Source organism: Stenotrophomonas sp. 109824_Sma, assembly GCF_056480025.1.
This window is the reverse complement of the sequence record NZ_CM151078.1, coordinates 16,989-39,626: the sequence shown is the minus strand read 5'-3', so window position 1 is coordinate 39,626 and position 22,638 is coordinate 16,989. Positions and strand designations below refer to the sequence as shown.

20 protein-coding genes are annotated in these 22,638 nt (G+C 66.7%); 12 read left to right on the top strand and 8 right to left on the bottom strand.

What is annotated here, in order from left to right; translation table 11 throughout:
* Positions 1–143 precede the first annotated feature (143 nt).
* Positions 144–983, top strand: coding sequence for an acid phosphatase (locus tag ACZK1G_RS00175; RefSeq protein ID WP_101764638.1), 840 nt, complete (start codon positions 144–146; stop codon positions 981–983).
* A 188-nt stretch (positions 984–1,171) separates the two neighbouring features.
* Here the strand turns inward: ACZK1G_RS00175 and ACZK1G_RS00170 are convergent, their stop codons facing one another.
* The gene (locus ACZK1G_RS00170; RefSeq protein WP_049445741.1) at positions 1,172–3,442 is read right to left on the bottom strand and encodes a TonB-dependent receptor; all 2,271 of its coding nucleotides are present in this window, start codon (positions 3,440–3,442) and stop codon (positions 1,172–1,174) included.
* Positions 3,443–3,601: 159 nt separating this feature from the next.
* On the opposite strand from ACZK1G_RS00170, the gene ACZK1G_RS00165 reads away from it, so the two are divergent.
* Together ACZK1G_RS00165 and ACZK1G_RS00160 are read left to right on the top strand one after the other, a co-directional pair.
* Entirely contained in the window at positions 3,602–4,615 is a 1,014-nt protein-coding gene (locus tag ACZK1G_RS00165; protein ID WP_049445742.1) for a TIGR00266 family protein, read from the top strand.
* Between the two features lie 183 nt (positions 4,616–4,798).
* The gene (locus tag ACZK1G_RS00160; RefSeq protein ID WP_014035442.1) at positions 4,799–5,791 is read left to right on the top strand and encodes a patatin-like phospholipase family protein; all 993 of its coding nucleotides are present in this window, start codon (positions 4,799–4,801) and stop codon (positions 5,789–5,791) included.
* 39 nt (positions 5,792–5,830) lie between these two features.
* Here ACZK1G_RS00160 and ACZK1G_RS00155 read toward each other — a convergent pair whose 3' ends face one another.
* Positions 5,831–6,316: an Lrp/AsnC family transcriptional regulator gene (locus ACZK1G_RS00155; RefSeq protein ID WP_049446786.1), complete on the bottom strand. Its 486-nt coding sequence runs from the start codon at positions 6,314–6,316 to the stop codon at positions 5,831–5,833.
* Between the two features lie 125 nt (positions 6,317–6,441).
* Here ACZK1G_RS00155 and phhA point away from each other — a divergent pair, with 125 nt between their 5' ends.
* On the top strand, positions 6,442–7,335 hold the full coding sequence (gene phhA / locus ACZK1G_RS00150) for a phenylalanine 4-monooxygenase (RefSeq protein WP_101764637.1): 894 nt from the start codon (positions 6,442–6,444) through the stop codon (positions 7,333–7,335).
* A 104-nt stretch (positions 7,336–7,439) separates the two neighbouring features.
* Here the strand turns inward: phhA and ACZK1G_RS00145 are convergent, their stop codons facing one another.
* Complete coding sequence (locus tag ACZK1G_RS00145; RefSeq protein ID WP_101764636.1) at positions 7,440–8,495, bottom strand: LacI family DNA-binding transcriptional regulator; 1,056 nt, start codon at positions 8,493–8,495, stop codon at positions 7,440–7,442.
* 240 nt (positions 8,496–8,735) lie between these two features.
* On the opposite strand from ACZK1G_RS00145, the gene ACZK1G_RS00140 reads away from it, so the two are divergent.
* From ACZK1G_RS00140 to ACZK1G_RS00125, 4 genes are all read left to right on the top strand, one after another.
* Positions 8,736–9,326, top strand: coding sequence for a cysteine dioxygenase family protein (locus tag ACZK1G_RS00140; protein ID WP_101764635.1), 591 nt, complete (start codon positions 8,736–8,738; stop codon positions 9,324–9,326).
* 117 nt (positions 9,327–9,443) lie between these two features.
* Complete coding sequence (gene eda, locus ACZK1G_RS00135; protein WP_101764634.1) at positions 9,444–10,082, top strand: bifunctional 4-hydroxy-2-oxoglutarate aldolase/2-dehydro-3-deoxy-phosphogluconate aldolase; 639 nt, start codon at positions 9,444–9,446, stop codon at positions 10,080–10,082.
* A 96-nt stretch (positions 10,083–10,178) separates the two neighbouring features.
* Positions 10,179–11,207 (top strand): alcohol dehydrogenase AdhP, encoded by a 1,029-nt coding sequence (gene adhP / locus ACZK1G_RS00130; protein WP_014035436.1) that lies wholly within the window; start codon positions 10,179–10,181, stop codon positions 11,205–11,207.
* 127 nt (positions 11,208–11,334) lie between these two features.
* On the top strand, positions 11,335–11,727 hold the full coding sequence (locus ACZK1G_RS00125; protein WP_014035435.1) for a hypothetical protein: 393 nt from the start codon (positions 11,335–11,337) through the stop codon (positions 11,725–11,727).
* 64 nt (positions 11,728–11,791) lie between these two features.
* Here the strand turns inward: ACZK1G_RS00125 and ligD are convergent, their stop codons facing one another.
* From ligD to ACZK1G_RS00110, 3 genes are all read right to left on the bottom strand, one after another.
* Complete coding sequence (gene ligD, locus ACZK1G_RS00120) at positions 11,792–14,284, bottom strand: DNA ligase D (protein ID WP_101764633.1); 2,493 nt, start codon at positions 14,282–14,284, stop codon at positions 11,792–11,794.
* A gap of 3 nt (positions 14,285–14,287) precedes the next feature.
* The gene (ku, locus tag ACZK1G_RS00115; RefSeq protein WP_197622037.1) at positions 14,288–15,208 is read right to left on the bottom strand and encodes a non-homologous end joining protein Ku; all 921 of its coding nucleotides are present in this window, start codon (positions 15,206–15,208) and stop codon (positions 14,288–14,290) included.
* Positions 15,209–15,362: 154 nt separating this feature from the next.
* Positions 15,363–15,761: a hypothetical protein gene (locus tag ACZK1G_RS00110; protein ID WP_071228659.1), complete on the bottom strand. Its 399-nt coding sequence runs from the start codon at positions 15,759–15,761 to the stop codon at positions 15,363–15,365.
* Positions 15,762–15,908: 147 nt separating this feature from the next.
* On the opposite strand from ACZK1G_RS00110, the gene ACZK1G_RS00105 reads away from it, so the two are divergent.
* On the top strand, positions 15,909–16,253 hold the full coding sequence (locus ACZK1G_RS00105; RefSeq protein WP_071228660.1) for a hypothetical protein: 345 nt from the start codon (positions 15,909–15,911) through the stop codon (positions 16,251–16,253).
* Between the two features lie 77 nt (positions 16,254–16,330).
* On the opposite strand, the gene ACZK1G_RS00100 is transcribed toward ACZK1G_RS00105, so the two are convergent.
* Positions 16,331–18,421: a TonB-dependent receptor family protein gene (locus ACZK1G_RS00100; RefSeq protein WP_101764631.1), complete on the bottom strand. Its 2,091-nt coding sequence runs from the start codon at positions 18,419–18,421 to the stop codon at positions 16,331–16,333.
* A gap of 171 nt (positions 18,422–18,592) precedes the next feature.
* On the opposite strand from ACZK1G_RS00100, the gene ACZK1G_RS00095 reads away from it, so the two are divergent.
* The 3 genes from ACZK1G_RS00095 (at position 18,593) to ACZK1G_RS00085 (ending at position 21,976) form a co-directional block, all read left to right on the top strand.
* On the top strand, positions 18,593–19,795 hold the full coding sequence (locus tag ACZK1G_RS00095; RefSeq protein WP_101764630.1) for an amino acid aminotransferase: 1,203 nt from the start codon (positions 18,593–18,595) through the stop codon (positions 19,793–19,795).
* Positions 19,796–20,141: 346 nt separating this feature from the next.
* The gene (locus ACZK1G_RS00090; protein ID WP_101764629.1) at positions 20,142–21,158 is read left to right on the top strand and encodes a class 1 fructose-bisphosphatase; all 1,017 of its coding nucleotides are present in this window, start codon (positions 20,142–20,144) and stop codon (positions 21,156–21,158) included.
* A 107-nt stretch (positions 21,159–21,265) separates the two neighbouring features.
* Entirely contained in the window at positions 21,266–21,976 is a 711-nt protein-coding gene (locus ACZK1G_RS00085) for a 2OG-Fe(II) oxygenase (protein ID WP_101764628.1), read from the top strand.
* A gap of 11 nt (positions 21,977–21,987) precedes the next feature.
* On the opposite strand, the gene ACZK1G_RS00080 is transcribed toward ACZK1G_RS00085, so the two are convergent.
* Positions 21,988–22,608 carry a hypothetical protein gene (locus tag ACZK1G_RS00080; protein ID WP_233490818.1) on the bottom strand — a complete coding sequence of 207 codons (621 nt, stop codon included), beginning with the start codon at positions 22,606–22,608 and terminating at the stop codon, positions 21,988–21,990.
* Positions 22,609–22,638: the final 30 nt, after the last annotated feature.

Genomic DNA, 22,638 nt, shown 5'->3' with positions numbered 1-22,638 from the left:
GATTCAGGAGACTGACGACAGTCGATGACGTTTTTCATACCGCTCCGATGACCATGCCGGGTCTGGCCGTATGACCGATGGCCACTGCGGTGTCGTATGGGGGCTGCGATCATGGCGCGATGTTTTCTGCCCGGAGCCTGCCCATGTCGCTGATTTCCCACCCTGCCCGCCCGCTGCTCGGCCTCGCCGTCGTCGCGGCCCTGGCCGGTTGCGCCGCCACCGCCGCCAAGCCGACCGCTGTCGAAGCCAACATCACCACCAAGGCGGTGGGCTATCTCGACAAGAGCGCGGTACCGGCCAGCCTCGACCTGGTGCCGGCACCACCGGTCGCCGGTTCGGCCGCCCTCGCCCTGGACGAGCAGGTCAGCCGTGAAGCCCGCGCGCTGCGTGGCAGCCCGCGCTTCGCCCAGGCCGGCGTCGATGCCGAACTCGGCTTCCCCGAAGGCGCCAACCACTTCTCCTGCGCCGCCGACATCGACGTCGATGCGGTGAAGACCCCGGCGCTGTACCGACTGCTCGAGCGCAGCCGGATCGATGCCAGCGCCGCCACCAAGGCGGCCAAGAACCACTACCAGCGCCCGCGCCCGTTCATGGTCAACGGTGAGCCGACCTGCTCGCCGAAGGACGAGGAAGGCCTGCGCAAGAACGGTTCCTACCCGTCCGGCCACACCTCGATCGGCTGGGCCTGGGCACTGATCCTGTCGGAGATCGCGCCGGACCGCGCCGATGCCATCCAGGCCCGCGGCCGCAACTACGGAGAAAGCCGCCTGGTGTGCAACGTGCACTGGCAGAGCGACATCCTCGAAGGCCGCTTCATGGGCGCCGCCGCCGTGGCCCGCCTGCACGACAACGCCGCGTTCAACAAGGACCTGCTGGCCGCACGCAGGGAAATCGCTGCCGCGCGCAAGGCCGGCCTGCACTCCAGCCGCGACTGCGCGGCCGAGAATGCTGTGCTGAAGATCCGCCCGCAGAGCGCGCTGTAAGCGGCGATCCGGGGTCAGAGCCCTTCCCTTCGGAAAGGGATCTGACCCCAGCGCGGAATGCCGATGCCATCGGGGTCGGATCCCTTTCCGCTGGAAAGGGCTCTGACCCCATTCGGCAACGATGGGTGTAAAGCAGAAGGGCCGGCATTGCGCCGGCCCTTCTTCATTGCATCAACGCAGCAACCGCATCAGAACTTCGCGGTGAATTCCACGCCCCAGGTACGCGGCTCGTTGAGGAAGCCGGTCAGGTTGTTGAAGTCGATCGCGCCGACCACGCGGGTCTGGTTGGTCAGGTTGCGGCCGAACACCGCCACGTCGTACTGGCCGTAATCCCAGTTGTAGCCCAGGCGCAGGCCGCCTTCCAGCGAACTACGGCCGCGGAATTCCGGCGACTCATAGATGAAGAAGTTCACCGCGCTGCGGTAGGCCCAGTCAGTGTAGGCGTACAGCTCGCTGCCATCGCTGAGCGGGAAGCCCACGCGCAGGGTCGCGTTGTGGATCCACTTCGGCGCCTGCGGCAGCGGGTTGCCGTTCACCAGCGCATAGGTCTGGCCGTTGATCACCGTGGTCGGGTCGGTGATGGTGCAGCCACCGCCACAGATCGCCACCGCCAGGTTCTTGTCCTTGATCTCGGTGTCGTTGTAGCTGCTGCCGAAGGTCAGCAGGACGTTGTCGGCCAGGTAGGCCTCCAGGTCCAGCTCGACGCCCTGGCCGATGGTCTTGTCGGCGTTGAGCAGGGTGGCGGTGTTGTTGGTGCCGCCCACCGCGATCAGCTGCTGGCCATCGACGTTGTAGCGGAACACGCTCAGGCCCAGGCGCGCGCGGCGCTCGAACAGATCAGCCTTGATGCCGGCTTCGTACGAGATCACCTTCTCCGAATCGGCCTGCGACAGGCCCGGCGCGAAGGCCAGGCGGCCCTGGATCGACGGCGCGCGGAAGCCCTTGGCCACGCGGGCATAGGCGTTGATGTCGTCGGTCAGCTTGTACACGCCGCTCAGATCCCAGCTGACGTCGTTGACGTCGGTGTTGGCCAGGTACGGGCCACTGACCGGGGTACCGAACGGAACGGCCTGCAGCACGCTGGCGCTGAAGTCCTTCTTGTCCTGGGTGTAGCGCACGCCGGCACGCAGCTTGAAGCGGTCGGTGACATCGAAGTCACCCGAAGCGAACACCGCCCAGGCCTTGTTGCGCTGGTTCTGCACCACGTGGCCGGTCTGCGGATTGCCCGGGGCCAGCGAGTCGTAGTTGAAGTTGTTGATGGTCACGTCTTCATCGAAGTAGAAGACGCCGGCCTGCCAGTCGAAGCGGCCCCACTCGTTGGACTCGATGCGGAATTCCTGCGTCCACTGGCGATGGTGCGGCAGGCCGTCAGCCGACTCCGACGAGAACGGGATGAAGCCCGGGCCGTAGTTGCCGGCGCCGAGGAACGCCGCACCGTAGCCACCGTCGATGTCACCGCGGTTGAGCGATTCGGCGGTTTCGTAGCCGGTGATCGAGTGCAGCGTCACCGAGCCGAGGTTCCACTGCAGGCGCGCGCTGCCGCCCCAGGTCTTCAGGTCGGAGAAGTTGACGCCGTCGTTGGCCACCTTGTCGCGGTCGAAGTTCTCGACCAGCGAGTTGCCACCCTTCTCGATGATGTTGGCGCGGAACAGGCGGGCGGTGCCGTTGAGCTTGCGCTTGTGCAGGTTGAACAGCGCTTCGAAGTCGTCGCCTTCGTACAGGAACTGCACGCGGCCGGCGGCTTCGTCGTAGCCTTCGAAGCCGCTGTTGGGGGCGCCGACACGGGTGTTGTCGACCCAGTCATCGCGGCGCTGGTAGATCGCCGAGACGCGTGCCGACCAGCGGTCGGTCAGCGGGCCGCCGTAGGCGCCCTGCACGTTCCAGCTGTTGTAGCTGCCGTAGCCGACGCGGATGTAACCATCGGCATCCTGCGACGGACGCGCCGAATCAAACTTGACCACGCCAGCCGGCGTGTTGCGGCCGAACAGCGTGCCCTGCGGGCCACGCAGCACTTCCACGTTGGCCAGGTCGAACAGCGGGAAGCCCTTCAGCAGCGGGCTCTCCTGCACCACGTCGTCGTACACCAGCGACACCGGCTGCGATGCATTGAGATCGAAGTCGGTGTTGCCCAGGCCGCGGATGTAGAAGCGCGGGAAGGCACGGCCGTAGGACGACTCGATGTTGAGGCTGGGCACGCGTGCGGCCAGGAAGCGGATGTCATCGCCGGCCGAGCCGAGCACATCCAGCTTCTCGCCCTGGATCGCGCTGACCGCGACCGGCACGTCCTTGGCGTTCTCGACGCGGCGCTGCGCGGTCACCTGCAGGGTGTCGAGGGCAACCGGATCCTTGGCAGCGGGGGTTTCCTGGGCGGCTGCTACCAGCGGCAGCAGGGCGGAAAGAGCGGCAACGAGGGGGCGCGCGACCGGAAATCGGCCACGGGAAGTGCGGGTCGGGGACATGGCGGTAGGCTGTGTTTGGAGGGGTGGTAAAACGGCGCTACCAGATAATTGTTGCAATACAGCACCTGCCCCGCAAATGCCGGCCGTTCATGGCCCCGTCGCCCTGCCCCCGGTGCGCTCGCTAGACTCGGGGTTTTCCAGCGCCGCGGAGCCACCGCAATGACCCAGTGGTACTTCCATGCCTCCGCCCAGGCCGACCGCGTCGGCCCCCTCGATGACGAGGCCGCGCGCCGCTATGCGCAGGCCAACCCGCGCGCGCTGGCCTGGTGCCAGGGCATGGCGGGCTGGACGCCGACCGCCGAGGTGGCCGGGCTGCGTGCGCCGGGTGCGGGCCAGCCAACCCCGCCGCCGGTACCTTCCAACACCGCCGGCAATCGTGCCGACGATATCGAATTCCGCATCGTCGGCCATGAAATGCAGTTCGTGGAGATCGAGCTCGACCCCGGCGAAAGTGCGGTGGCCGAGGCAGGCGCGTTGATGTTCAAGGACGCCACGGTGCAGATGGACACCGTGTTCGGCAGCGGCGCCGCCAGCAGCGGCGGCCTGATGGACAAGGTGATGGCCGCCGGCCGCCGTGTGCTGACCGGCGAGAGCCTGTTCGCCACCGTCTACACCCAGACCGGCCACGGCAAGGGCAAGGTCGCCTTCGCCGCGCCCTACCCCGGCACGGTGCTGGCGATGCGCCTGGACCAGCACGGTGGCCGCCTGATCTGCCAGAAGGACAGCTTCCTGGCCGGCGCACGTGGCGTGCAGATCGGCGTGCAGTTCCAGCGCAAGATCATGACCGGCCTGTTCGGCGGCGAGGGCTTCATCATGCAGAAGCTGGAAGGCGACGGCTGGGTCTTCATCCATGCCGGCGGCTGCGTGATCGAGCGCGAGCTGGCCGCGGGTGAACGCCTGGACGTGGATACCGGCTGCGTGGTGGCCTACCACTCCAGCGTGGACATGGACGTGCGCCGGGTGGCCGGCATCAAGAGCATGCTGTTCGGCGGCGAAGGCGTGTTCCTGGCCACGCTGACCGGCCCGGGCAAGGTCTGGCTGCAGTCGCTGCCGTTCTCGCGCCTGGCCGGCCGCATGTGGATGGCCGCACCGCAGGGCGGCGGCCAGAGCCGCGGCGAAGGCTCGGTGCTGGGCGGCCTGGGCCGGATGCTGGACGGCGACAACCGGTTCTGACCGCCTCCGGTAGTGCCGGCCGCTGGCCGGCAACCCCGTGGACCGTTGCCAGTTTCCCAATGGTTGCCGGCCAGCGGCCGGCACTACCTTTATGAATAGGGATCTCCCCCACCCTGCCCGCCCCGCCACAGCTTCGGTATGCTGGCGCCCTTTCCTGAATCCGGCGCCGCGAGCGCACTGCCGATGAGCCTGTTCCGCCCCCGCATGCTGCTGTCCGTCGCCCTGATCGGCCTGCTGGCCGGCTGCGGTGGCGACCCGGTCCGTCCCACGCCGCCGCCGGCGCCGACCGTGGTGCCGCAGGCCAAGCCGATCAAGATCGGCATCGCTCTCGGTGGTGGCGCAGCCAAGGGCTTCGCCCACATCGGCGTGATCAAGATGCTGGAAGCCAACGGCTTCGAGCCGGCCGTGGTTTCCGGCACCAGCGCCGGCAGCGTGGTCGGTGCGCTGTATGCCAGCGGCATGGACGCCTTCCAGATGCAGAGCAAGGCGGTCGCGCTGGACGAAGCCAGCATCCGCGACGTGCGCCTGTTCTCCGGTGGCCTGGTGCAGGGCCAGAAGCTGCAGGACTACGTCAACGAGCAGGTTGCCAACCGTCCCGCCGAGCGCCTGAAAAAGCCGTTCGCCGCCGTCGCCACGCAGCTGGAAACCGGCGAGCGCTCGATCTTCGTGCGCGGCAACGTCGGCCAGGCGGTGCGCGCGTCGAGCAGCATTCCCGGTGTGTTCGAACCGGTGAAGATCGGTGGCCGCAACTACATCGACGGCGGCGTGGTCAGCCCGGTGCCGGTGGATGCCGCGCGCCAGCTCGGCGCCGACTTCGTGATCGCCGTGGACATCTCCAGCAAGGCCAGCGGCAAGGCACCGACGGACATGCTGGGCATCGTCAACCAGTCCATCTCGATCATGGGCCAGCGCCTGGGCGAGCAGGAACTGGCGCGCGCCGACATCGTCATCCGCCCGAAGGTGCTGGACATCGGCGCCGCCGATTTCAGCCAGCGCGGCACCGCGATCCTGGAAGGTGAAAAGGCCGCGATGGCGGCCATGCCGCAGATCCGCGCGAAGATCCAGCAGTTGCAGCGCGCGCGCGCCGCAGCAGCAGCACCGGCGCCGGTGGCCGCACCGAAGTGCGAGGAAGCTTCGCGCCTGGGCAAGCTGATGGGCCGCAAGGACAAGTGCTGATCCGTTGATGCCAGGCCACCGGGCACGCCTGGTGGCCGCTCAGGGCTCCAGCTGCGACAACGGCAACGCCTGGAAGCCTTTCACCGTGCGCAGCACGAAGCTGGAATTGGCATCGGCCACGCCACCGGCGTTGAGCAGCCGGTCCAGCAGGAAGTGCGAGAAATGCTCCAGGTCGCGCACGTAGACGTGCAGCAGGTAGTCCATGTCGCCGGTCAGCGCATGGCAGGCCACCACCTCATCCCAGCCCTGCACGCTGTCCACGAAGTGGCCGATGGCGGCCTGGTCGTGCTTTTCCAGCTGCACGCGCACGAAGGCCTGCAGGCCCAGGCGCAGCTGACGCGGTTCCAGCCGCGCGCCATAGCCGACGATCACGCCCTCGCTTTCCAGCCGCTGCAGGCGGCGCAGGCAGGCCGAGGGTGAGAGGTTCACCCGCGTCGCCAGCTCGGCGTTGGTGGCGCGCCCATCCCGCTGGATTTCAGCCAGCAGGCGTATATCCGTGCGATCGAACTGGACTTCTCCGGCCATTGTTGCCCCGCAACATGGTGAGTACGCAAGGATATTGCGCCAACAAGGCCAATCGACGCAACTTTTGCAACCCTGTTGCGCGCGCCCTGCCCTAGCATCGTGGGTATCCCGTCAAGGAGTGCCCCATGGACCTCGCCCAGCCCCGCCGCGTCGAACACCAGCAGACCGACAAGGGCTACGTGCCGGTGTATACCACCGCGCTCGTCGAGCAGCCGTGGGACACCTACAGCGCCGACGACCACGCCACCTGGAGCACGCTGTACCAGCGCCAGCGCGAGCTGCTGGTCGGCCGTGCCTGCCAGGAGTTCCTGGACGCTCAGGATGAGATGGGCATGAGCGCGCACATGATTCCGCGCTTCGACCAGCTCAACGAAGTGCTCGGCGCCGCCACCGGCTGGACCCTGGTCGGCGTCGAAGGCCTGCTGCCGGAACTGGATTTCTTCGACCACCTGGCCAACCGACGTTTCCCGGTGACCTGGTGGATCCGTCGCCCGGACCAGATCGACTACATCGCCGAACCTGACCTGTTCCACGATCTGTTTGGCCACGTGCCGCTGCTGATGAACCCGGTGTTCGCCGACTACATGGAGGCGTACGGCCGTGGCGGCGTCAAAGCCCACGCGATCGGCCCGGATGCGCTGCAGAACCTGACCCGCCTGTACTGGTACACGGTGGAGTTCGGCCTGATCGATACGCCCGACGGCCTGCGCATCTACGGCGCGGGCATCGTGTCGTCGAAGGGCGAATCGCTGTACTCGCTGGAATCGGCCGCGCCCAACCGCATCGGCTTCGACCTGCAGCGGATCATGCGCACCAGGTACCGCATCGATACCTTCCAGAAGACCTACTTCGTCATCGACAGCTTCGAACAGCTGATGCAGGCGACGTCACCCGACTTCACCCCGATCTACGCGGCACTGGCCGACCAGGCGCATCTTCCGGCCGGTGAAGTGCAGGGCGATGACCGCGTATTCCAGGCCGGCACGGGCGAAGGCTGGGCCGACGGCGGCGACGTGTAAGCGCGCAACGCACACCGCTTCGCACTGGAACGGCGCACCCTGGTGCGCCGTTCTCGTTTCCACCGGCCTGCACCGTTGCCACGGCGCAGGCGAGGGCAGGGCACTCAGCCGTCCACGGCCCGGCAGGAACCGCGCACCATCAGCTGCGGATGCACGCTGGCCGCAGTCGGCGCCTCCGGTACTTCGGTCTGCACCAGCATCGCCGCCGCCATGCGGCCGATGTCGGAGACGTGGCGGCGTACCGAGGTCAGCGGCGGCCACAGCCGCGACGCCAGCGGGCTGTCGTCGTAGCTGACGATCGACAACTGCTGCGGCACCGCGATGCCGGCACGCAATGCCACCTGATACACGCCAGCGGCCATTTCGTCGTTGCCGGCGAAGATCGCACTGGGGCGTTGTCCGCCCATCAGCAGCCGTTCGGCGGCATGCACGCCCGACTCGAACGTATCGCCCGCTTCCAGCACGCGCTCGCCCGGCAGGGTCAGCCCCACCTGGGCCAGCCGATCGAGGAAACCATGGGTGCGCTCGCGTGCGCTACGACGATCTCCCGGACCCGCAATCACCGCGATATCGCGATGGCCCAGCGAGAGCAGGTAGCCCGCAGCCGCGGCGGCACCATCGCGATCGTGGGTGACCACCGCCTGCACGTCTTCCTCCGATGCATGCGCATTGATGCGGATGTAGCGGCAGTCGATCGCGTCCAGCATCTGCGCCAGCGCCACCGACTCGGAGGCGCGCGGGCCAAGGATCACGCCATGCAGCTTCTGCTGCTGCACGAAGCGGCGCACGCCGTCCGCACAGTCCGCATCCTGGCTGTTGCACGGGTGCACCACCAGCTCATAGCCGGTGCCGCGCAGCGCTTCCAGCGCGCCGTGCTGCAGGTCGACAATGCATTGGGCGCCGGGGTCGTCGTACACCAGGCCGATCAGGAAGGAGCGGCGGAACGCGAGTCCGCGCGCCAGGGGGTCGGGCACGTAACCGACCTCGCGCATCAACGCCTCGACCTTGTCGCGGGTGTCTTTGCGCACCAGCGGCGAGTTGTTGATGATTCTTGAAACCGTTTTCTTGGAAACTCCCGACAGTCGTGCGATGTCGTTGATCGTGGCTGCCTTGCCCTTCGATGCCGGCAACGCGGCATCGCTAATATTTCGCACTGACATGTATAGAACCAGGTAAGTCGGAGAATTCTAGCCTTGCGCCCGTCGGGCGCGAAGTTGCGGAATGTCGCAGCGGATCTGAAACGTGTCGTGTTCGACACGTTCTGCTGCGCGAGGTTCCATTGTGATCGCTCTACTGCCTCTGCATCTGAACCGTTCTTCCGCGCGTGTTCACCCTGAATGCGGACGCGACGCACGCGAACGCCAACATTCCCTTAACCATGCTCCGCTACAGTCAGGTGCATGGACCTGCAGACCTCTCCGTTTCCGCCGTTCCGTGGCCGCGACCGGTTGATCGCCGCGGTCGACGCGGCGATGACCTCCGGTGATGCCGGGCGCATCACCGCCGACCTGCAGCTGGCGCTGCAGGAAGCCATAACCGACAGCCGCATCGAATTGCCCGAATGCGTGCATCGGCCGGTCAGTGATCATTACGCGCGACGTCCGCTGTACCACAGCCGCGAACACGGCTACAGCGTGATTGCCATGAGCTGGGGCCCAGGGCAGGGCACGCCGCTGCACGACCACGATGCCATGTGGTGTGTGGAGGGAGTGTGGTTGGGCGAACTGGAGATCACCCGTTACGAGCTGCTGGAGCGCGCCGGCGAGCGCTGGCGTTTCCACCGCCACGCCGCGCTGCGCGGGGGCTTCGGCAGTGCCGGCAGCCTGATCCCGCCGCACGAGTATCACACCCTGCGCAACGCCAGCGATGACGCGTTGGCGATCTCGGTGCACGTGTACGAGGCGCAGATGGAGCGCTCGGCGGTGTTCGACCCGCTCGGCGGCGACTGGTACCAGCGCCGCATCCAGGCACTGCAGGCCGACCCCGCCTGAGCCAGGCACGGGGGCAGGGTGCTGCCAGCACCTTCGCGATCCACGTGGCATCATGCGCCGCTGCGCTGCCGGACCCGGCAGCGATCCGCGATGCCCGGTCGGGCAAGGAGCAAGACGATGTCCAGCGCTGATCCGCGCCTGCGCGCGCTGTTGAAGCTGGCACCGGTGATCCCGGTGTACACCCCCGAAGATGTGAATGAAGCGGTCGATGTCGCCCAGGCGTTGTTCCGCGGCGGCCTGCCGGTGATCGAAGTGACACTGCGCACGCCGCAGGCGCTGGATGCGATCAAGGCGATGGTCGAGGCTGTGCCGGATGCGGTGATCGGCGCCGGCACCGTACTCAACGCCGCGCAGATGCAGGCAGCGAAGCAGGCCGGTGCGCGCTTCGCGGTCTCCCCGGGTGCAACACCGGCGCTGTATGCGGCCGCGCGTGATGCCGACCTGCCGTACCTGCCCGGTGCGGCCTCCGCCTCGGACCTGATCCTGGGCCTGGAGCACGGCCACGACACCTTCAAGTTCTTCCCGGCGGTGCAAGCCGGTGGCGCTGCGCTGCTGGCGGCCTGGCACGGCCCGTTCGCCGATGTGCGCTTCTGCCCGACCGGTGGCATCAGTGCGCAGACCGCGCCGCAGTTCCTGCACCTGCCCAACGTGCTGTGCGTGGGCGGTTCGTGGCTGACCACCCCGGCGCTGCTGCAGACCCGCGACTGGGACGCGATCGAGCGCCTCGCCCGCGAGGCGTCCGTGCTGGCCAGCTGAACCCGCTCCACGAATCTTCAAAGGTTTGATCGTGATCAAAGCGCCGGCCTCGTGCCGGCGTCATTCTGTGGGCAAGCGCACTACGGAGATCCGAACATGAATTCGACCATGAAGGCCGCTGTCGTGCGTGAGTTCGGCAAGCCACTGGTGATCGAGGAAGTCTCGGTACCGCGCCCGGGGGCGGGCGAGGTGCTGGTCAAGATCGAGGCCTGTGGCGTCTGCCACACCGACCTGCACGCCGCCGAGGGCGACTGGCCGGTGAAACCGAACCCGCCGTTCATCCCCGGCCACGAGGGCGTGGGGCACGTCGTGGCCGTGGGAGGCGGGGTAGGGCACGTCAAGGAAGGCGACAGGGTCGGCATCCCCTGGTTGTACTCGGCGTGTGGCCATTGCGAACACTGCCTGGGTGGCTGGGAAACGCTGTGCGAGACACAGCGCAACACCGGTTACTCGGTCAACGGCGGCTTCGCCGAGTACGCACTGGCCGATGCCAACTATGTCGGCCTGCTTCCGAAGGACGTGGGCTTCGTCGAGATCGCGCCGGTGCTGTGTGCCGGCGTGACCGTCTACAAGGGCCTGAAGGTCACCGACACCAAACCCGGTGACTGGGTGGCGATTTCCGGCATCGGTGGCCTGGGCCACATGGCGGTGCAGTACGCTCGCGCGATGGGCCTGAACGTGGCTGCGGTGGATGTGGACGACAACAAGCTGGCATTGGCCCGGCAGCTTGGCGCGCAGATCACCGTGAACGCGCGTACCACCGATCCGGCCGCCTTCCTCAGGAAGGAAATCGGCGGCGCGCACGGTGCGCTGGTCACCGCGGTGTCGCCGAAGGCGTTCGAGCAGGCGCTGGGCATGGTCCGCCGTGGCGGCACCGTCTCGCTCAACGGACTGCCGCCCGGTAACTTCCCGCTGGACATCTTCGGCATGGTGCTCAACGGCATCACCGTGCGTGGCTCGATCGTCGGCACCCGGCTGGACCTGCAGGAGTCGCTGCAGTTCGCGGCCGAAGGCAAGGTTGCGGCCACGGTCAGCACCGACCGCCTGGAAAACATCAACGACGTGTTCGCGCGCATGCATGCGGGCACCATCGAAGGCCGCGTGGTGCTCGATTTCGCCGCCTGACCGCCTGTGCATGGCCGCCGTCGCTCCGTCCCCCTCTCCCACGGACGCGGCGGCCATGCCGATCCATCGGTAGTGCCGGCCGCCGGCCCGCAACCCCAGGCACTTCGCGCCGCCGTACAATGCGCGCATGCCCGGCCTGCTCAAGACCCTGTTCCTGTCCATCGTCGCCCTGATCGGCGGCGTGCTGTCGCTTGCGCTGGTCAGCAGCGTCGCCAGCTGGCTGCCTCCGCTGCTGGGCCTGTCGCCGGACAACAACAGTGTGCAGCTGGGGTGGGATCTCACCTTCAGCGTGCTCGGTGGCATCGCCGGCATTTCCTTCGCCACCTATTACGCCCCCTGCTGGCCGCGTTCGCATGGCTTCTCGATCTGGTCGCTGATCGCGCTGGGCTGTGGCTACGCCATGTGGACGGCCGGTGCGGATTTCCCGTTCTGGTTCGTCATTTCGCTGCTGGCATCGCTGCCGTTGCAACTGCTGGTCGGCTGGTGGTTCGGCCGTCGCGCCTCGCGCGATCCGCGCTGAGCATATACAGGTAGTGCCGGCCGCTGGCCGGCAACCTCGGCCATCCTACTGTTGCCGGCCGGCGCTACCGCTTCAGCGACGGCAGCGTCTGCTTCAACCGCTCGATGCCCCGCCAAGGGTCACCCTTCAAGCGCTTCGCCCTCGCCAGCGCCTTGCCCATGGGAAATGCGTCGGCGGCACTGATACGAGCCAGCTCCTCCCAGCGCAGTGGCACTGCCACACCGGCGGAATCGCGCGCGCGCAGCGACCACGAGCACACGCTGGTGGCCCCCCGGGTGTTGCGCAACCAGTCGATGAAGATGACGCCACTGCGCTTGGCCTTGCTCATCGTCGCCACATAGCGATCAGGTTGCTCCTGTGCCATTGCCTGCGCAAAGGCTTCGCAGAATGCCTTCGCCTCGTCCCAGCCAGCCTTGGGCTGCAGCGGTACCACCACATGTACGCCCTTGCCACCGGACAGCCGCACGAAGCTCTCGAGACCTGCCTGCTGCAGGCGGTCACGCACATCGCGTGCACCGGCTTTCACCTGTGCCCAGCTGACGCCGTCACCAGGGTCGAGATCGAACACCAGTCGATCCGGATGCTCCGGGTCGGCCACGGTCGCACCCCATGGATGCAGCTCCAGCGTGTTCATCTGCACCAGCTGCAGCAGGCCCCGCGCATCGTCGATATAGACATAGTCCTCGCGGCCGCTCTTCTGCTGCAGGGGCACCGCATGCACCGCGTCACCCAGGCCGGGGCCATGATGCTTCTGGAAGAAACAGACCTTGCCGACCCCATCGGGGCAGCGCAACAGTGACAGCGGCCGTCCGGCGATCTCGGGCAGGATCCAGCGCGCCATGCGCCGGTAATAGTCGGCCACGTCGCCTTTGCCTAGTCTCTGCCTGGGAAACACCACCCGCTCCGGATGAGTGATCTGGACCTCGCCTCCGACTTCATCATCTGCCGTTGCTGTGCTCATTCCCAGGTCCTCCTTCTGCTTGTCGCTGCGCAGCCGCTTGAAACTGGCCTGGCGCAGCAGGCCTTCCTTGCCCCAGCCACGGAACGCCACTTCCGCCACCGTCACTGGCTTCACCCAGCGCACGCTGGCGGCGCGGAACGGTACATGCGCCGGAAGCTGCAGCACAGGCGTCTTTACTGCCAGTGGCTGCAGTGCCTTGAGCAGCGCGCGCAGGTTCTCGTCATCGAAGCCGGTACCGACGCGGCCAACATAGCGCAGGCCCTCCTTGTCCGGCGTTGCCAGCAGCAACGATCCGAAGCCCACGCGTGAACCCTTTGGCGCCGTATAGCCGACGATCACGAACTCGTCGGTGTCTTCATGCTTCACCTTCACCCAGCTGCGGGCGCGGGCGTTCACGTACGGCGCGTCCACCTGCTTGCTGACGATGCCTTCGAATCCCGCCTCGCCACTGGCATCGAACACCTGCGGGCCGTGGTCGATCACATGTTCGCTGAAGGCCAGGATGCCCGGCATGGGTCCGATGAGATCCTTCAGCAGCGCTTTGCGTTCCAGCAATGGCGCACGACTGATGTCCGCGTTGGCCACACCCGGAAGATCGAACACGATGTAGCGCAGTGGTTGCTTCGAGCTTCCATCGATCACGCGCTGCAGCGCTGCGAAATCGCTGCGCCCTTCCGGGTCCAGCACCACCAGCTCACCGTCCAGGCGCGCATCACGCACCGGCAGCGCCCGCACGGCCTGCACCACCTCGGGAAAATCATCGGTCCAATCCAGGCCATTGCGTGAGCGCAGCTTCACCTCGCCGTCATGCAGATCGGCCAACAGGCGATAGCCGTCCCACTTGATCTCGTGCAGCCAGTGCGCGCCGTCCGGCGCACTGTCGCGATGATCGGTCAATTGCGGTTTGAACCCATGCGGGTAGGGCGCGTCACGTGCGCCGTCCAATTTCAGCGCGCGCGCATGCCAGCGTGCATCGGGCTTGCGGGTAGACGTGCGTGCGGCCGGCACAGCACGCCCTGTCTTCCCCGCAGTGCGCTTCATCACTGCGGATGCGCGCTCGGGCGCGGGCGCGCCCAGCAGATCGTCTGCTTCGGCGTCGCGCGCTTCCTCGTCACCGCGCTTGATCAGCAGCCACTGTACCTGACGCCCCTTCATTGCCGTGCGCACCAGCTTCCAGCCGCCCGCCAGGCGTTGCCCATGCAGCACGAAGTCGATCTTTCCAGCGGCCAGCGCCTGCAGTGGATCGCCTTCACAGGCCCAGGTGCCGTGATCGAAGACATCCACGTGGCCAGCACCATAGTGGCCTTCAGGAATGTCTCCTTCGAAACCGGCGTAGGACAGCGGATGGTCTTCCACTTCCACGGCCAGCCGCTTCTCACCGACACGCAGCGAAGGTCCCTTCGGCACCGCCCAACTCTTCAGTACACCGTCCATCTCCAAACGGAAGTCGTAGTGGCGCGAACTGGCATGGTGCAGCTGGATGACGAAGATCGGCCGCCGCTTGGGATCAGCACGTACAGGCGTTTCGTCAGGTTCCGGCGTCTGCCCGGCGCCACCTCCAAGTCGGCGCTTGCGCCTGTACTGGTGCAACGACATGGCTCAACCTGCCTTGCGCCGTGGTGCGATCTTCTTTGCAGCCTTCTTCGTCGCCTTTTTTGCGGCCTTTTTCACCGTCGACTTTGTGGCTGCCTTGCGCGTTGCGGTCTTCTTCGCTGGCGTACGTTTGTTCGCATCAAGGCTCTTCTGCAGCAGCGCCATGAAATCAACCACATTGGTGGTGGCGTCCTCGCGTGGTGCGGGCTCATCTTCCACCCGGGTGGTGCCGCCCTTGGACTTGATGCGCTTGTTCAACACCTGCTGCAGTCGCTCGCGGAACTCGTCGTGGTATTGGGATGGGTCCCAATCACCGGCCATCGACTCGATCAGCTGCTCTGCCATTGCCGTTTCCTTGCTGCTGATGCGGTAGTCGGAGAGTTTTCCGGTGGGCAGCTTGTAGTCCTCGGGATCCACCAGTTCCTGCGGATAGCGCAGGATCATCAGCACCAGCGCATCCTCATGCGGCATCACCGCGCACAGGTATTCGCGCGTGCGCACCACCACCCGTGCGATGCCCACCTTGCCGGTGCTGCGCAAGGTCTCGCGCAGCAGCACGTAGCCCTTTTCGGCCTTCTTGCCGGGTACCAGCAGGTACGGTTTCTCGTAGTAGCGCGGGTCGATCTGCGCCGCATCCACGAACGATTCCACTTCCACCGCTTCGTGGCTTTCCGGTGCTGCCGAGCGGATATCCCCTTCCTCCAGCACGACATAGCTCCCCTTGTCGTACTCGTAGGCTTTGACGATATCCTTCCACGGCACTTCCTCGCCTGTATCGGCATTGACCCGCTCGAAGCGGATCGGTTTGCGGTCGCGCGAGTCAAGCATGCGGAACTGCAGGTCGACCTTGCGTTCGCCTGACATCAGCGACACCGGCACGTTGAGCAGGCCAAACGACAGCGTGCCGGTCCAGATCGGGCGGGCCATGGGTGCACCTTTGATGGGGCAGGGTGCCCAGCGTGTTCCGGGCGGTGTAAACCGGCCGTGTCGATGTCGTGCAGGTGGCTTCTACGGAAAACGGTAGTGCCGGCCGCTGGCCGGCAACCACAGCACACCCGCGCGTGTACGCAGAACCCCAGCGTTACTGCAGCAACGGCCTCACTGCCGCCGCCGGAATATGGTCCAGCGCACGCCAGGCGTCTTCCACCACCGGCCGCGCCTGTGACCAGCCCAGCCGCGACTGCCCGCGCATCTGTTCCCAGTGCTCGGCCAGTTCCTCGCAGGTATCGGCGGCGTCACCGCGCGGCCAGTCGGCAGCATGGGTGGTCAGCGCGAAGGCATAGACCGGGCACAGATCTCGCCAGTTGCGATGGCTTTGCCCGCGACGTTCCTCGTAGTCAGTGAGCATGTATTGCAGGTAGTCCTGGGCCACCGCCTGCGGATCCTCATGGCGACGCGTGCGGCGCTGCGCGGTGCGCTGGCCAAGCGGATCGAGCAGGGCGTTGAACACGGACGGTGCGGGTCGTTCAAGACGGGGCATGGCCGGCTCCTGCAGCGGGGGCGGGTGGGCAGGAATACGCGCGGTGCCGTTACCGGGGGGTGAGCGAGATGTTCATGACGCCAGGTTCGCGGTGGCTTTACCTGTGGCGCGGTGTAGTGGGAACCCCCGAGCGCAGGTAGCCAGACCATGAGCCGAGAGACCTCCCGCGATCCGCTGCGCGCGAACCATCCGCCCATTCCCGGCGAGCAGCGCGGCAAACATGATGCCGACAATGCCGACTACCGCGGCACCGGCGCGCCGTTCTTCGATGCCGGGCACGCCGGAGAGCATCTGCCGGTGAAGCACGAGGCTGAACAGGCAGCCCAGGACCGCAAGGACGGCGGTGACCGCCATCGCGGCGGCCAGGAAAGCCCGCTCAAGCGGCGCGAACGCAAGCAGCGCGCCAGCGACAACCAGGACGAGGCGCTGGAGGAGACGTTCCCGGCCAGCGACCCGACCTCGCCCTTCGTGCCGGCCAAGGCGCCTGACTGATGGGTAGTGCCGGCCGCTGGCCGGCACCTTGAATACCCGAGGCGAAGCGATGCCGGCCAGCGGCCGGCACTACCCTCCTAGCGCCACGACCATTGCAGGCCGACGTTGGCCCGCCGTCCTGGTCCCGGCTCGTAGAAGCGCCCGTTGCCATCGTTGACGATCACCGAGCCGATGTAGGCCTGGTCCAGCACGTTCTCCAGCCGGGCGAAGGCGCGCAGCTCGCCACCCGGCAGGGTCCAGCGACGGCCGGCTTCCAGATGCAGCAGGGCGAAGCCGGGCGCGCGTTCGGTCGCCACGTCGTTGACCACGGTATCGCTGCTGGCGGCGGCCTCCAGCGCCCACTGCCACTCGCCGGGTGACCATTGCAGCCGGGCGAAGGCCTGCTGGCGCGGTACCCCGGGAAGGCGGCTGCCGGCAGCAACCAGGGTATTCGAGGTCAGGTACGGCGAACGCACCTGCGCCTGCAGCCAGGTCCACGCCAGCTGCAGCTCCAGCTGCTCGGCCAGCGGCTGGCGATACTGCAGTTCAACCCCCTGGCGGCGGGTGCGGCCGATGTTGCGATAGGTGCTGCGACCTCCGTTGTTGCTGGCAACTGCCAGCTCATCGTCGGTATCTGCGCGGAACAGGCTGACATCAAGCTGGGTTCCATCCTGTGCGCGCCACTTGCTGCCGACCTCCAGGCTGCGGCTGCGCGCCGCCGCCAGATCCAGCGCCAAGCCCGCCTGGCCGTCGGCGCGATAACCCAGCTCGTTGAAGGTGGGTGTCTCGAAGCCGCGGCCCACGGCGGCATGCAGGCGCCACTGCGGGCTGGCCTCGAAGCTGATCCCGGCCACCGGCGTGGTCGCCTGGTAGCGGCGGCGGCCACTGTCATCGGGGTTGGCGCCGACGATGTAGCGGTCGTCGGACGCGAAGCGCACCGCGCTGTGGCGCACGCCGGCCAGCAACGACCAGCGCGGGCTCCACTGCCACCAGGCCTGGGCGAACTGGTCCACGTTCTGCACGGTGTCGATCTGGTCGCGGCGCAGGCGCCCGCGCACACCCAACGTACTGCCGATGAAGTTCTCGAAGCCGGTGCGGTGCTGGCGCTGCCGGTCCGCGCTGAGCCCGGCCACCACGTCCAGCGGCCGGCCGACGAGGTCGCCGTGCCAGCCCCAGCGCGCGTCCAGCCCACCATAGCCGCCCTCCAGATCGATCACCCCGCCGGCATGCAGTGGGTTGGCCTGGGCAGCCGGCGGAATCGGCAGGTATTGGGTCACCGCGCGCTGGCCGGCATAGCCCATCAGCTGCCAGCGCTGCGCCCCGGTCTCCCGGGTCCAGCGCAGACCGGCCTGCTGCTGGCGCACCGATTTGCGGGTGTTGTACTGGTGCGCCACGGCGGTGGCCTGGCGCGGATCCGCCGCCACCTGGGCACGGCTCAGGCCCAGCGGGTCCTGCGCATCGGGGGCATCCAGCGCATTGAGCAGCAGCTCCAACCGCCCACCGCCCAGATCACCACCGATGCGCGCATTGAGCGATTCACGGCGCGCGTGACTGTGGTCGCGCCAGCCATCGGTGCGGAAGTGGTTGGCGGCGATGTTGTAATCCAGAACACGGCCGGCACCCTTCAATTGCGCGCCGACGCTGAGCGTGTTGTCGGCACCGGCAGTGAGCCGCAGCCGCCACGGGTCCCCGGCCTGGCCCTGCGCGCTCCACACCTGCAGCACGCCGCCGGAGGAATTGCCGTACAGCGCCGAGAACGGCCCACGCAGCACCTCGATGCGTTCGGCGCCCAACAGGCTGGCGTGCGACAGCTGGCCCTGGCCGTCGGGCATGGTCGCCGGTACCCCGTCGATCAACACCCGCACCCCGCGCACCCCGAAGGTCGAGCGTGCACCAAAGCCACGGATCGACAGCTGGGTGTCCTGCGCGAAGTTCTGCCGGTCGCGGGCGACCAGGCCCGGGACCCCGGCCAACGCCTCGGACAGCTGTGCGCCGGCGCCAGCGCGGCCGGCGTCGATCCAGACCGTGTCCTGGCTGGCCGGCAGCGCGAACGGGTCGATGCCCGGCACCCGCGCGGCCTGCACCTGCACGCTGGGCAGGGCGGTCGGTGCGGGCTCGGCCACGGCCGCCCAGGGCGACAGCAGCAGGGCGGACAACGGCAGGCAACGGCGGCGTGCGGCAGGATTCATGATTCAGGTTGATGGATCGGGCGGCAACGCACGCCATGGTACGGGGCGGCAGATGACGATGGCGGCGGCCAGCCCCGGCAGGCTTTGTTACGATGGGCTGTTTCCGGCCGAAAAGCCGCAAGCCGCGTAGCGCACTTCCTCCCCCTTTCCGTCTACCGAACGAGTACCGCCGTGTCCTTCTTTGCAAACGTGGAACTGGTCCCAGGCGACCCGATCCTGGGCCTGACCGAGGCGTACAACGCCGACAGCCGCCCGACCAAGGTCAACCTGGGTGTGGGCATCTACTACGACGAGAGCGGCCGCATTCCGCTGCTGCGCGCCGTCAAGCAGATCGAGCAGCAGCTTGCCGCTGAAGCCAAACCGCGCGGCTACCTGCCGATCGATGGCCTGCCGGCGTACACGCAGGCCACGCGTGAGCTGGTGTTCGGCAAGGACTCGCCGCTGCTGGCCGCCGGCCGCGTCACCACCGCACAGACCGTCGGTGGCAGCGGTGCGCTGCGTGTTGGCGCCGACGTGCTGAAGAAGCTGCTGCCGCACGCCACCGTTGCGCTGAGCAACCCGAGCTGGGAAAACCACCGCGCCGTGTTCAGCGCGGCCGGCTTCGAGGTGGTGGAGTATTCCTACTTCGACCCGACCACGCATGGCGTCAACTTCGATGCCCTGCTGGCCGACCTGGGCAAGCTGGACGCCGGCACCGTGGTGCTGCTGCACGCCTGCTGCCACAACCCCACCGGTGCCGACCTCACGGTCAGCCAGTGGAAGCAGGTCGCACAGCTGCTGAAGGACCGCCAGCTGTTCCCCTTCATCGACATGGCCTACCAGGGCTTCGACAAGGGCATCGAGCAGGACGGCGCCGCCGTGCGCATCATCGCCGAAGCCGGCATCGACAGCTTCATCGTCGCCAACTCGTACTCCAAGTCGTTCTCGCTGTATGGCGAACGTGTGGGTGCGCTGTCGATGGTGGCGCCGACCGCCGCTGACGCCAAGGCCGTGCAGTCGCAGGTCAAGCGCGTGATCCGCACCATCTACTCCAGCCCGTCCACCCACGGTGCTGCACTGGTGGCCGGCGTGCTGACCAACCCGGAACTGCGCGCGATGTGGGAGCAGGAGCTGACCGAGATGCGCGAGCGCATCCACGCCCTGCGCCATGGCCTGGTCGAGAAGCTGGCCGCTGCAGGTGCACCGCAGTTCGGCTTCATCAACGAGCAGGCCGGCATGTTCTCCTACTCCGGCCTGAGCCGTGAGCAGGTCGAGCGCCTGCGCGACGAGTTCGGCATCTACGCCGTCGGCACCGGCCGCATCTGCGTGGCCGCGCTGAACCAGAACAACCTGGAATACGTCGCCAAGGCCGTGGCCACCGTCGCCAAGGGCTGAAGCAACGCTCCAGTGGTTTGAAGACAAAGGCGCCGAAAGGCGCCTTTGTTTTTTGCTCTTGCTCTTGCTCTTGCCTTTGCCATCCCCACCGCGCTCGCGGCGAACCCTGAAGCGCGTGGGAGGGGGAGGTGATGCAGGACCGTTGGCGCCATGGATGGCGCCATCGAGCTTACATGGACGTACTTGCAGCGTGTCCTGCATCGCCTCCCCCTTCCACGCGCCTCGACAAAAGGAAGGCGCCACGAGCGCAACGCATCTGGAAACGATTACGCCTTCCCGCGCTCACGCACGGCCCCGCCATACGGGCGACAATAGGCGTTTTCCCGCTGCCGAGACCTGCCCGCTCATGTCCCGTACTTCGTTGACCCGCTTCCTGATCCAGGAACAGCACGCCAGCCGCATCAATGCCGACCTGCGCCAGCTGATCGCGGTCGTCGCCCGCGCCTGCACCAGCATCTCCATCGCCGTCAGCAAGGGCGCCCTCGGTGGCGTGCTCGGCGACGCCGGTACCGGCAACGTGCAGGGTGAAGCGCAGAAGAAGCTGGACGTCATCAGCAACGAGATCCTGCTCGAGGCCAACGCCTGGGGTGGCCACCTCGCCGCCTGCGCCTCGGAGGAAATGGACCACAGCCAGCCGGTGCCGGACATCTATCCGCGCGGTGATTTCCTGCTGCTGTTCGATCCCCTCGATGGCAGCTCCAACATCGACGTCAACGTCTCCGTCGGCACCATCTTCTCGGTGCTGCGCTGCCCGACCAACGTCGAACTGCCGGGCGATGACGCGTTCCTGCAGCCGGGCAGCAAGCAGATCGCCGCCGGTTACTGCATCTATGGGCCCAGCACCCAGCTGGTGCTGACCGTCGGCCATGGCACCCACGCCTTCACCCTCGACCGCGAGAAGGGCGAGTTCGTGCTGACCACCGAGAACATGCAGATTCCGGCGGCCACCCAGGAATTCGCCATCAACATGTCCAACCAGCGTCACTGGGAAGCGCCGATGCAGGCGTACGTCGGCGACCTGCTGGCGGGCAAGGAAGGCGCACGCGGCAAGAACTTCAACATGCGCTGGATCGCCAGCATGGTGGCCGACGTGCATCGCATCCTGACCCGCGGCGGCATCTTCATCTACCCGTGGGACAAGAAGGATCCGTCCAAGGCCGGCAAACTGCGCCTGATGTACGAAGCCAACCCGATGGGCCTGCTGGTCGAACAGGCCGGCGGCGCTGCCTGGACCGGCCGCGAGCGCATCCTCGACATCCAGCCCGACCAGCTGCACCAGCGCGTGCCGGTGTTCCTCGGTTCGCGCGAGGAAGTGGCCGAGGCCGTGCGCTACCACCACGCGCACGACGACGCGCAGGGCTGAGGCAGTTCCTCCGACAGCGGTCGTGGCAGAACGATGACATGACCGTGGGGTGACACCGAGGGCGGCAAACGGCACCATCAAGCCGTTGCCGCCTAAGGAATGCACGCATGCACGAGCAGGGCCCGGTCGATTTCATCGAAGTCATCCACAACGCCGTCCCCAGCGAGGTCTGCGCGGCGATCATCGAGCGCATGCGTGCCACGCGTGGCCTGCTGCCCGGTGCGGTGGGCAGTGGCGTGTTCCCGGAACTCAAGCACAGCAAGGATCTGCGCATCAGTGGCCTGGACGGCTGGCAGGACGTCGACCAGCAGCTGCAGATTGCGGTGTTCAACGGCCTACTGACTTATCTACGCCGTTATCCACAGGCGTTGATCGCCCCGCTGATGTTGCAGATCCAGGACAGCAACGGCCAACCGCGACGCCTGTCTGCCGAGGACTTTCCCGACATGCCGCCGCAGCAGCTGGCCGACCTGGCCCGTACCTGCCTGCGCCCGGGTGCAATCAACCTGCAGTGGTATGCGGCAGGCGAGGGCGGCTACCCGTACTGGCACTGCGAGCTGTACCCCAAGGATGCCCAGGCCGAGACCCTGCACCGGCATGTGCTGTGGACGCTGTACCTCAACGACGACTTCGACGAAGGCGAAACCGAGTTCCTGTTCCAGGGCCGCAAGATCGCGCCACGTACTGGCAGCCTGCTGATTGCACCGACGGCGTTTACTCATACCCATCGCGGCAATCGGCCGCAGCGCGGCGACAAGTTCATCGCGACGAGCTGGATCCTGTTCCAGAGTGCGCAGAAGTTGTTTGGGGGAGGGTGAGACTGTCGCAGCTACTTGGTCGGTCCAAAAGACCGCCAGAGATTGCCGTTGCCACCTTGCCAGGCACTGAGCTTCTCGACGGGGATTTCCCTGGGTTGACAGGTGAACTGGAGATAGAAGGAACGGTCTTCTTTTCGATAGCTGTTCCATCCGACAGACGTCACTTTGACTTCCATCGGACTATCGCGCTTGTGCGGTCGATGTAGCTCGATATCCGCCGAATCGGACAACCAGTAGTCTCCCTTGTGCGCGAAGCCCGCGCCACCACTGGTCATGCGTGCGTCGAGCACCTCCGGAATCCCTTCAGCGGACGGAGTGTATCCCTTCAGGATACCGGTGACCTTGGTGAACTCTTGGGAATCCATCACGCCCGGTGATTCCGAGAACAGGCGAAGCAGAAGAAGGGTGTCGGTGCCCTTGCTCACCACCTGACCCGCATTTGCTGTCCACAAACGCTGTTCGAACTCGTCCAGGCCAGCCGGCATGTCAGTGACGACCGTGGCCTGCGGAACGACGATGCATTCGTGCAGGGCGCGGGCCTGGACCTGCAGGGTCGCAAGGCATAGAAGAAGACCACTGGCACGGAAGCAGTGACTGCATTTCATCGTGTACAACACCAGGCGATGCGGCAAGGCTTGGATTGTTACCGGTGGGTCGCACTG

Excerpts from the sequence above, each read along its gene's own strand:
- ACZK1G_RS00155 (WP_049446786.1), bottom strand. The coding sequence starts at position 6,316 with ATGGCCGGAGAAGTCCAGTTCGATCGCACGGATATACGCCTGCTGGCT.
- adhP (WP_014035436.1), top strand. The coding sequence starts at position 10,179 with ATGAATTCGACCATGAAGGCCGCTGTCGTGCGTGAGTTCGGCAAGCCA.
- ACZK1G_RS00160 (WP_014035442.1), top strand. The coding sequence starts at position 4,799 with ATGAGCCTGTTCCGCCCCCGCATGCTGCTGTCCGTCGCCCTGATCGGC.
- ACZK1G_RS00170 (WP_049445741.1), bottom strand. The coding sequence starts at position 3,442 with ATGTCCCCGACCCGCACTTCCCGTGGCCGATTTCCGGTCGCGCGCCCC.
- eda (WP_101764634.1), top strand. The coding sequence starts at position 9,444 with ATGTCCAGCGCTGATCCGCGCCTGCGCGCGCTGTTGAAGCTGGCACCG.
- ACZK1G_RS00105 (WP_071228660.1), top strand. The coding sequence starts at position 15,909 with ATGAGCCGAGAGACCTCCCGCGATCCGCTGCGCGCGAACCATCCGCCC.
- ACZK1G_RS00090 (WP_101764629.1), top strand. The coding sequence starts at position 20,142 with ATGTCCCGTACTTCGTTGACCCGCTTCCTGATCCAGGAACAGCACGCC.
- phhA (WP_101764637.1), top strand. The coding sequence starts at position 6,442 with ATGGACCTCGCCCAGCCCCGCCGCGTCGAACACCAGCAGACCGACAAG.
- ACZK1G_RS00165 (WP_049445742.1), top strand. The coding sequence starts at position 3,602 with ATGACCCAGTGGTACTTCCATGCCTCCGCCCAGGCCGACCGCGTCGGC.
- ACZK1G_RS00145 (WP_101764636.1), bottom strand. The coding sequence starts at position 8,495 with ATGTCAGTGCGAAATATTAGCGATGCCGCGTTGCCGGCATCGAAGGGC.
- ACZK1G_RS00100 (WP_101764631.1), bottom strand. The coding sequence starts at position 18,421 with ATGAATCCTGCCGCACGCCGCCGTTGCCTGCCGTTGTCCGCCCTGCTG.
- ACZK1G_RS00125 (WP_014035435.1), top strand. The coding sequence starts at position 11,335 with ATGCCCGGCCTGCTCAAGACCCTGTTCCTGTCCATCGTCGCCCTGATC.
- ACZK1G_RS00175 (WP_101764638.1), top strand. The coding sequence starts at position 144 with ATGTCGCTGATTTCCCACCCTGCCCGCCCGCTGCTCGGCCTCGCCGTC.
- ACZK1G_RS00140 (WP_101764635.1), top strand. The coding sequence starts at position 8,736 with ATGGACCTGCAGACCTCTCCGTTTCCGCCGTTCCGTGGCCGCGACCGG.
- ACZK1G_RS00110 (WP_071228659.1), bottom strand. The coding sequence starts at position 15,761 with ATGCCCCGTCTTGAACGACCCGCACCGTCCGTGTTCAACGCCCTGCTC.
- ku (WP_197622037.1), bottom strand. The coding sequence starts at position 15,208 with ATGGCCCGCCCGATCTGGACCGGCACGCTGTCGTTTGGCCTGCTCAAC.
- ligD (WP_101764633.1), bottom strand. The coding sequence starts at position 14,284 with ATGTCGTTGCACCAGTACAGGCGCAAGCGCCGACTTGGAGGTGGCGCC.
- ACZK1G_RS00085 (WP_101764628.1), top strand. The coding sequence starts at position 21,266 with ATGCACGAGCAGGGCCCGGTCGATTTCATCGAAGTCATCCACAACGCC.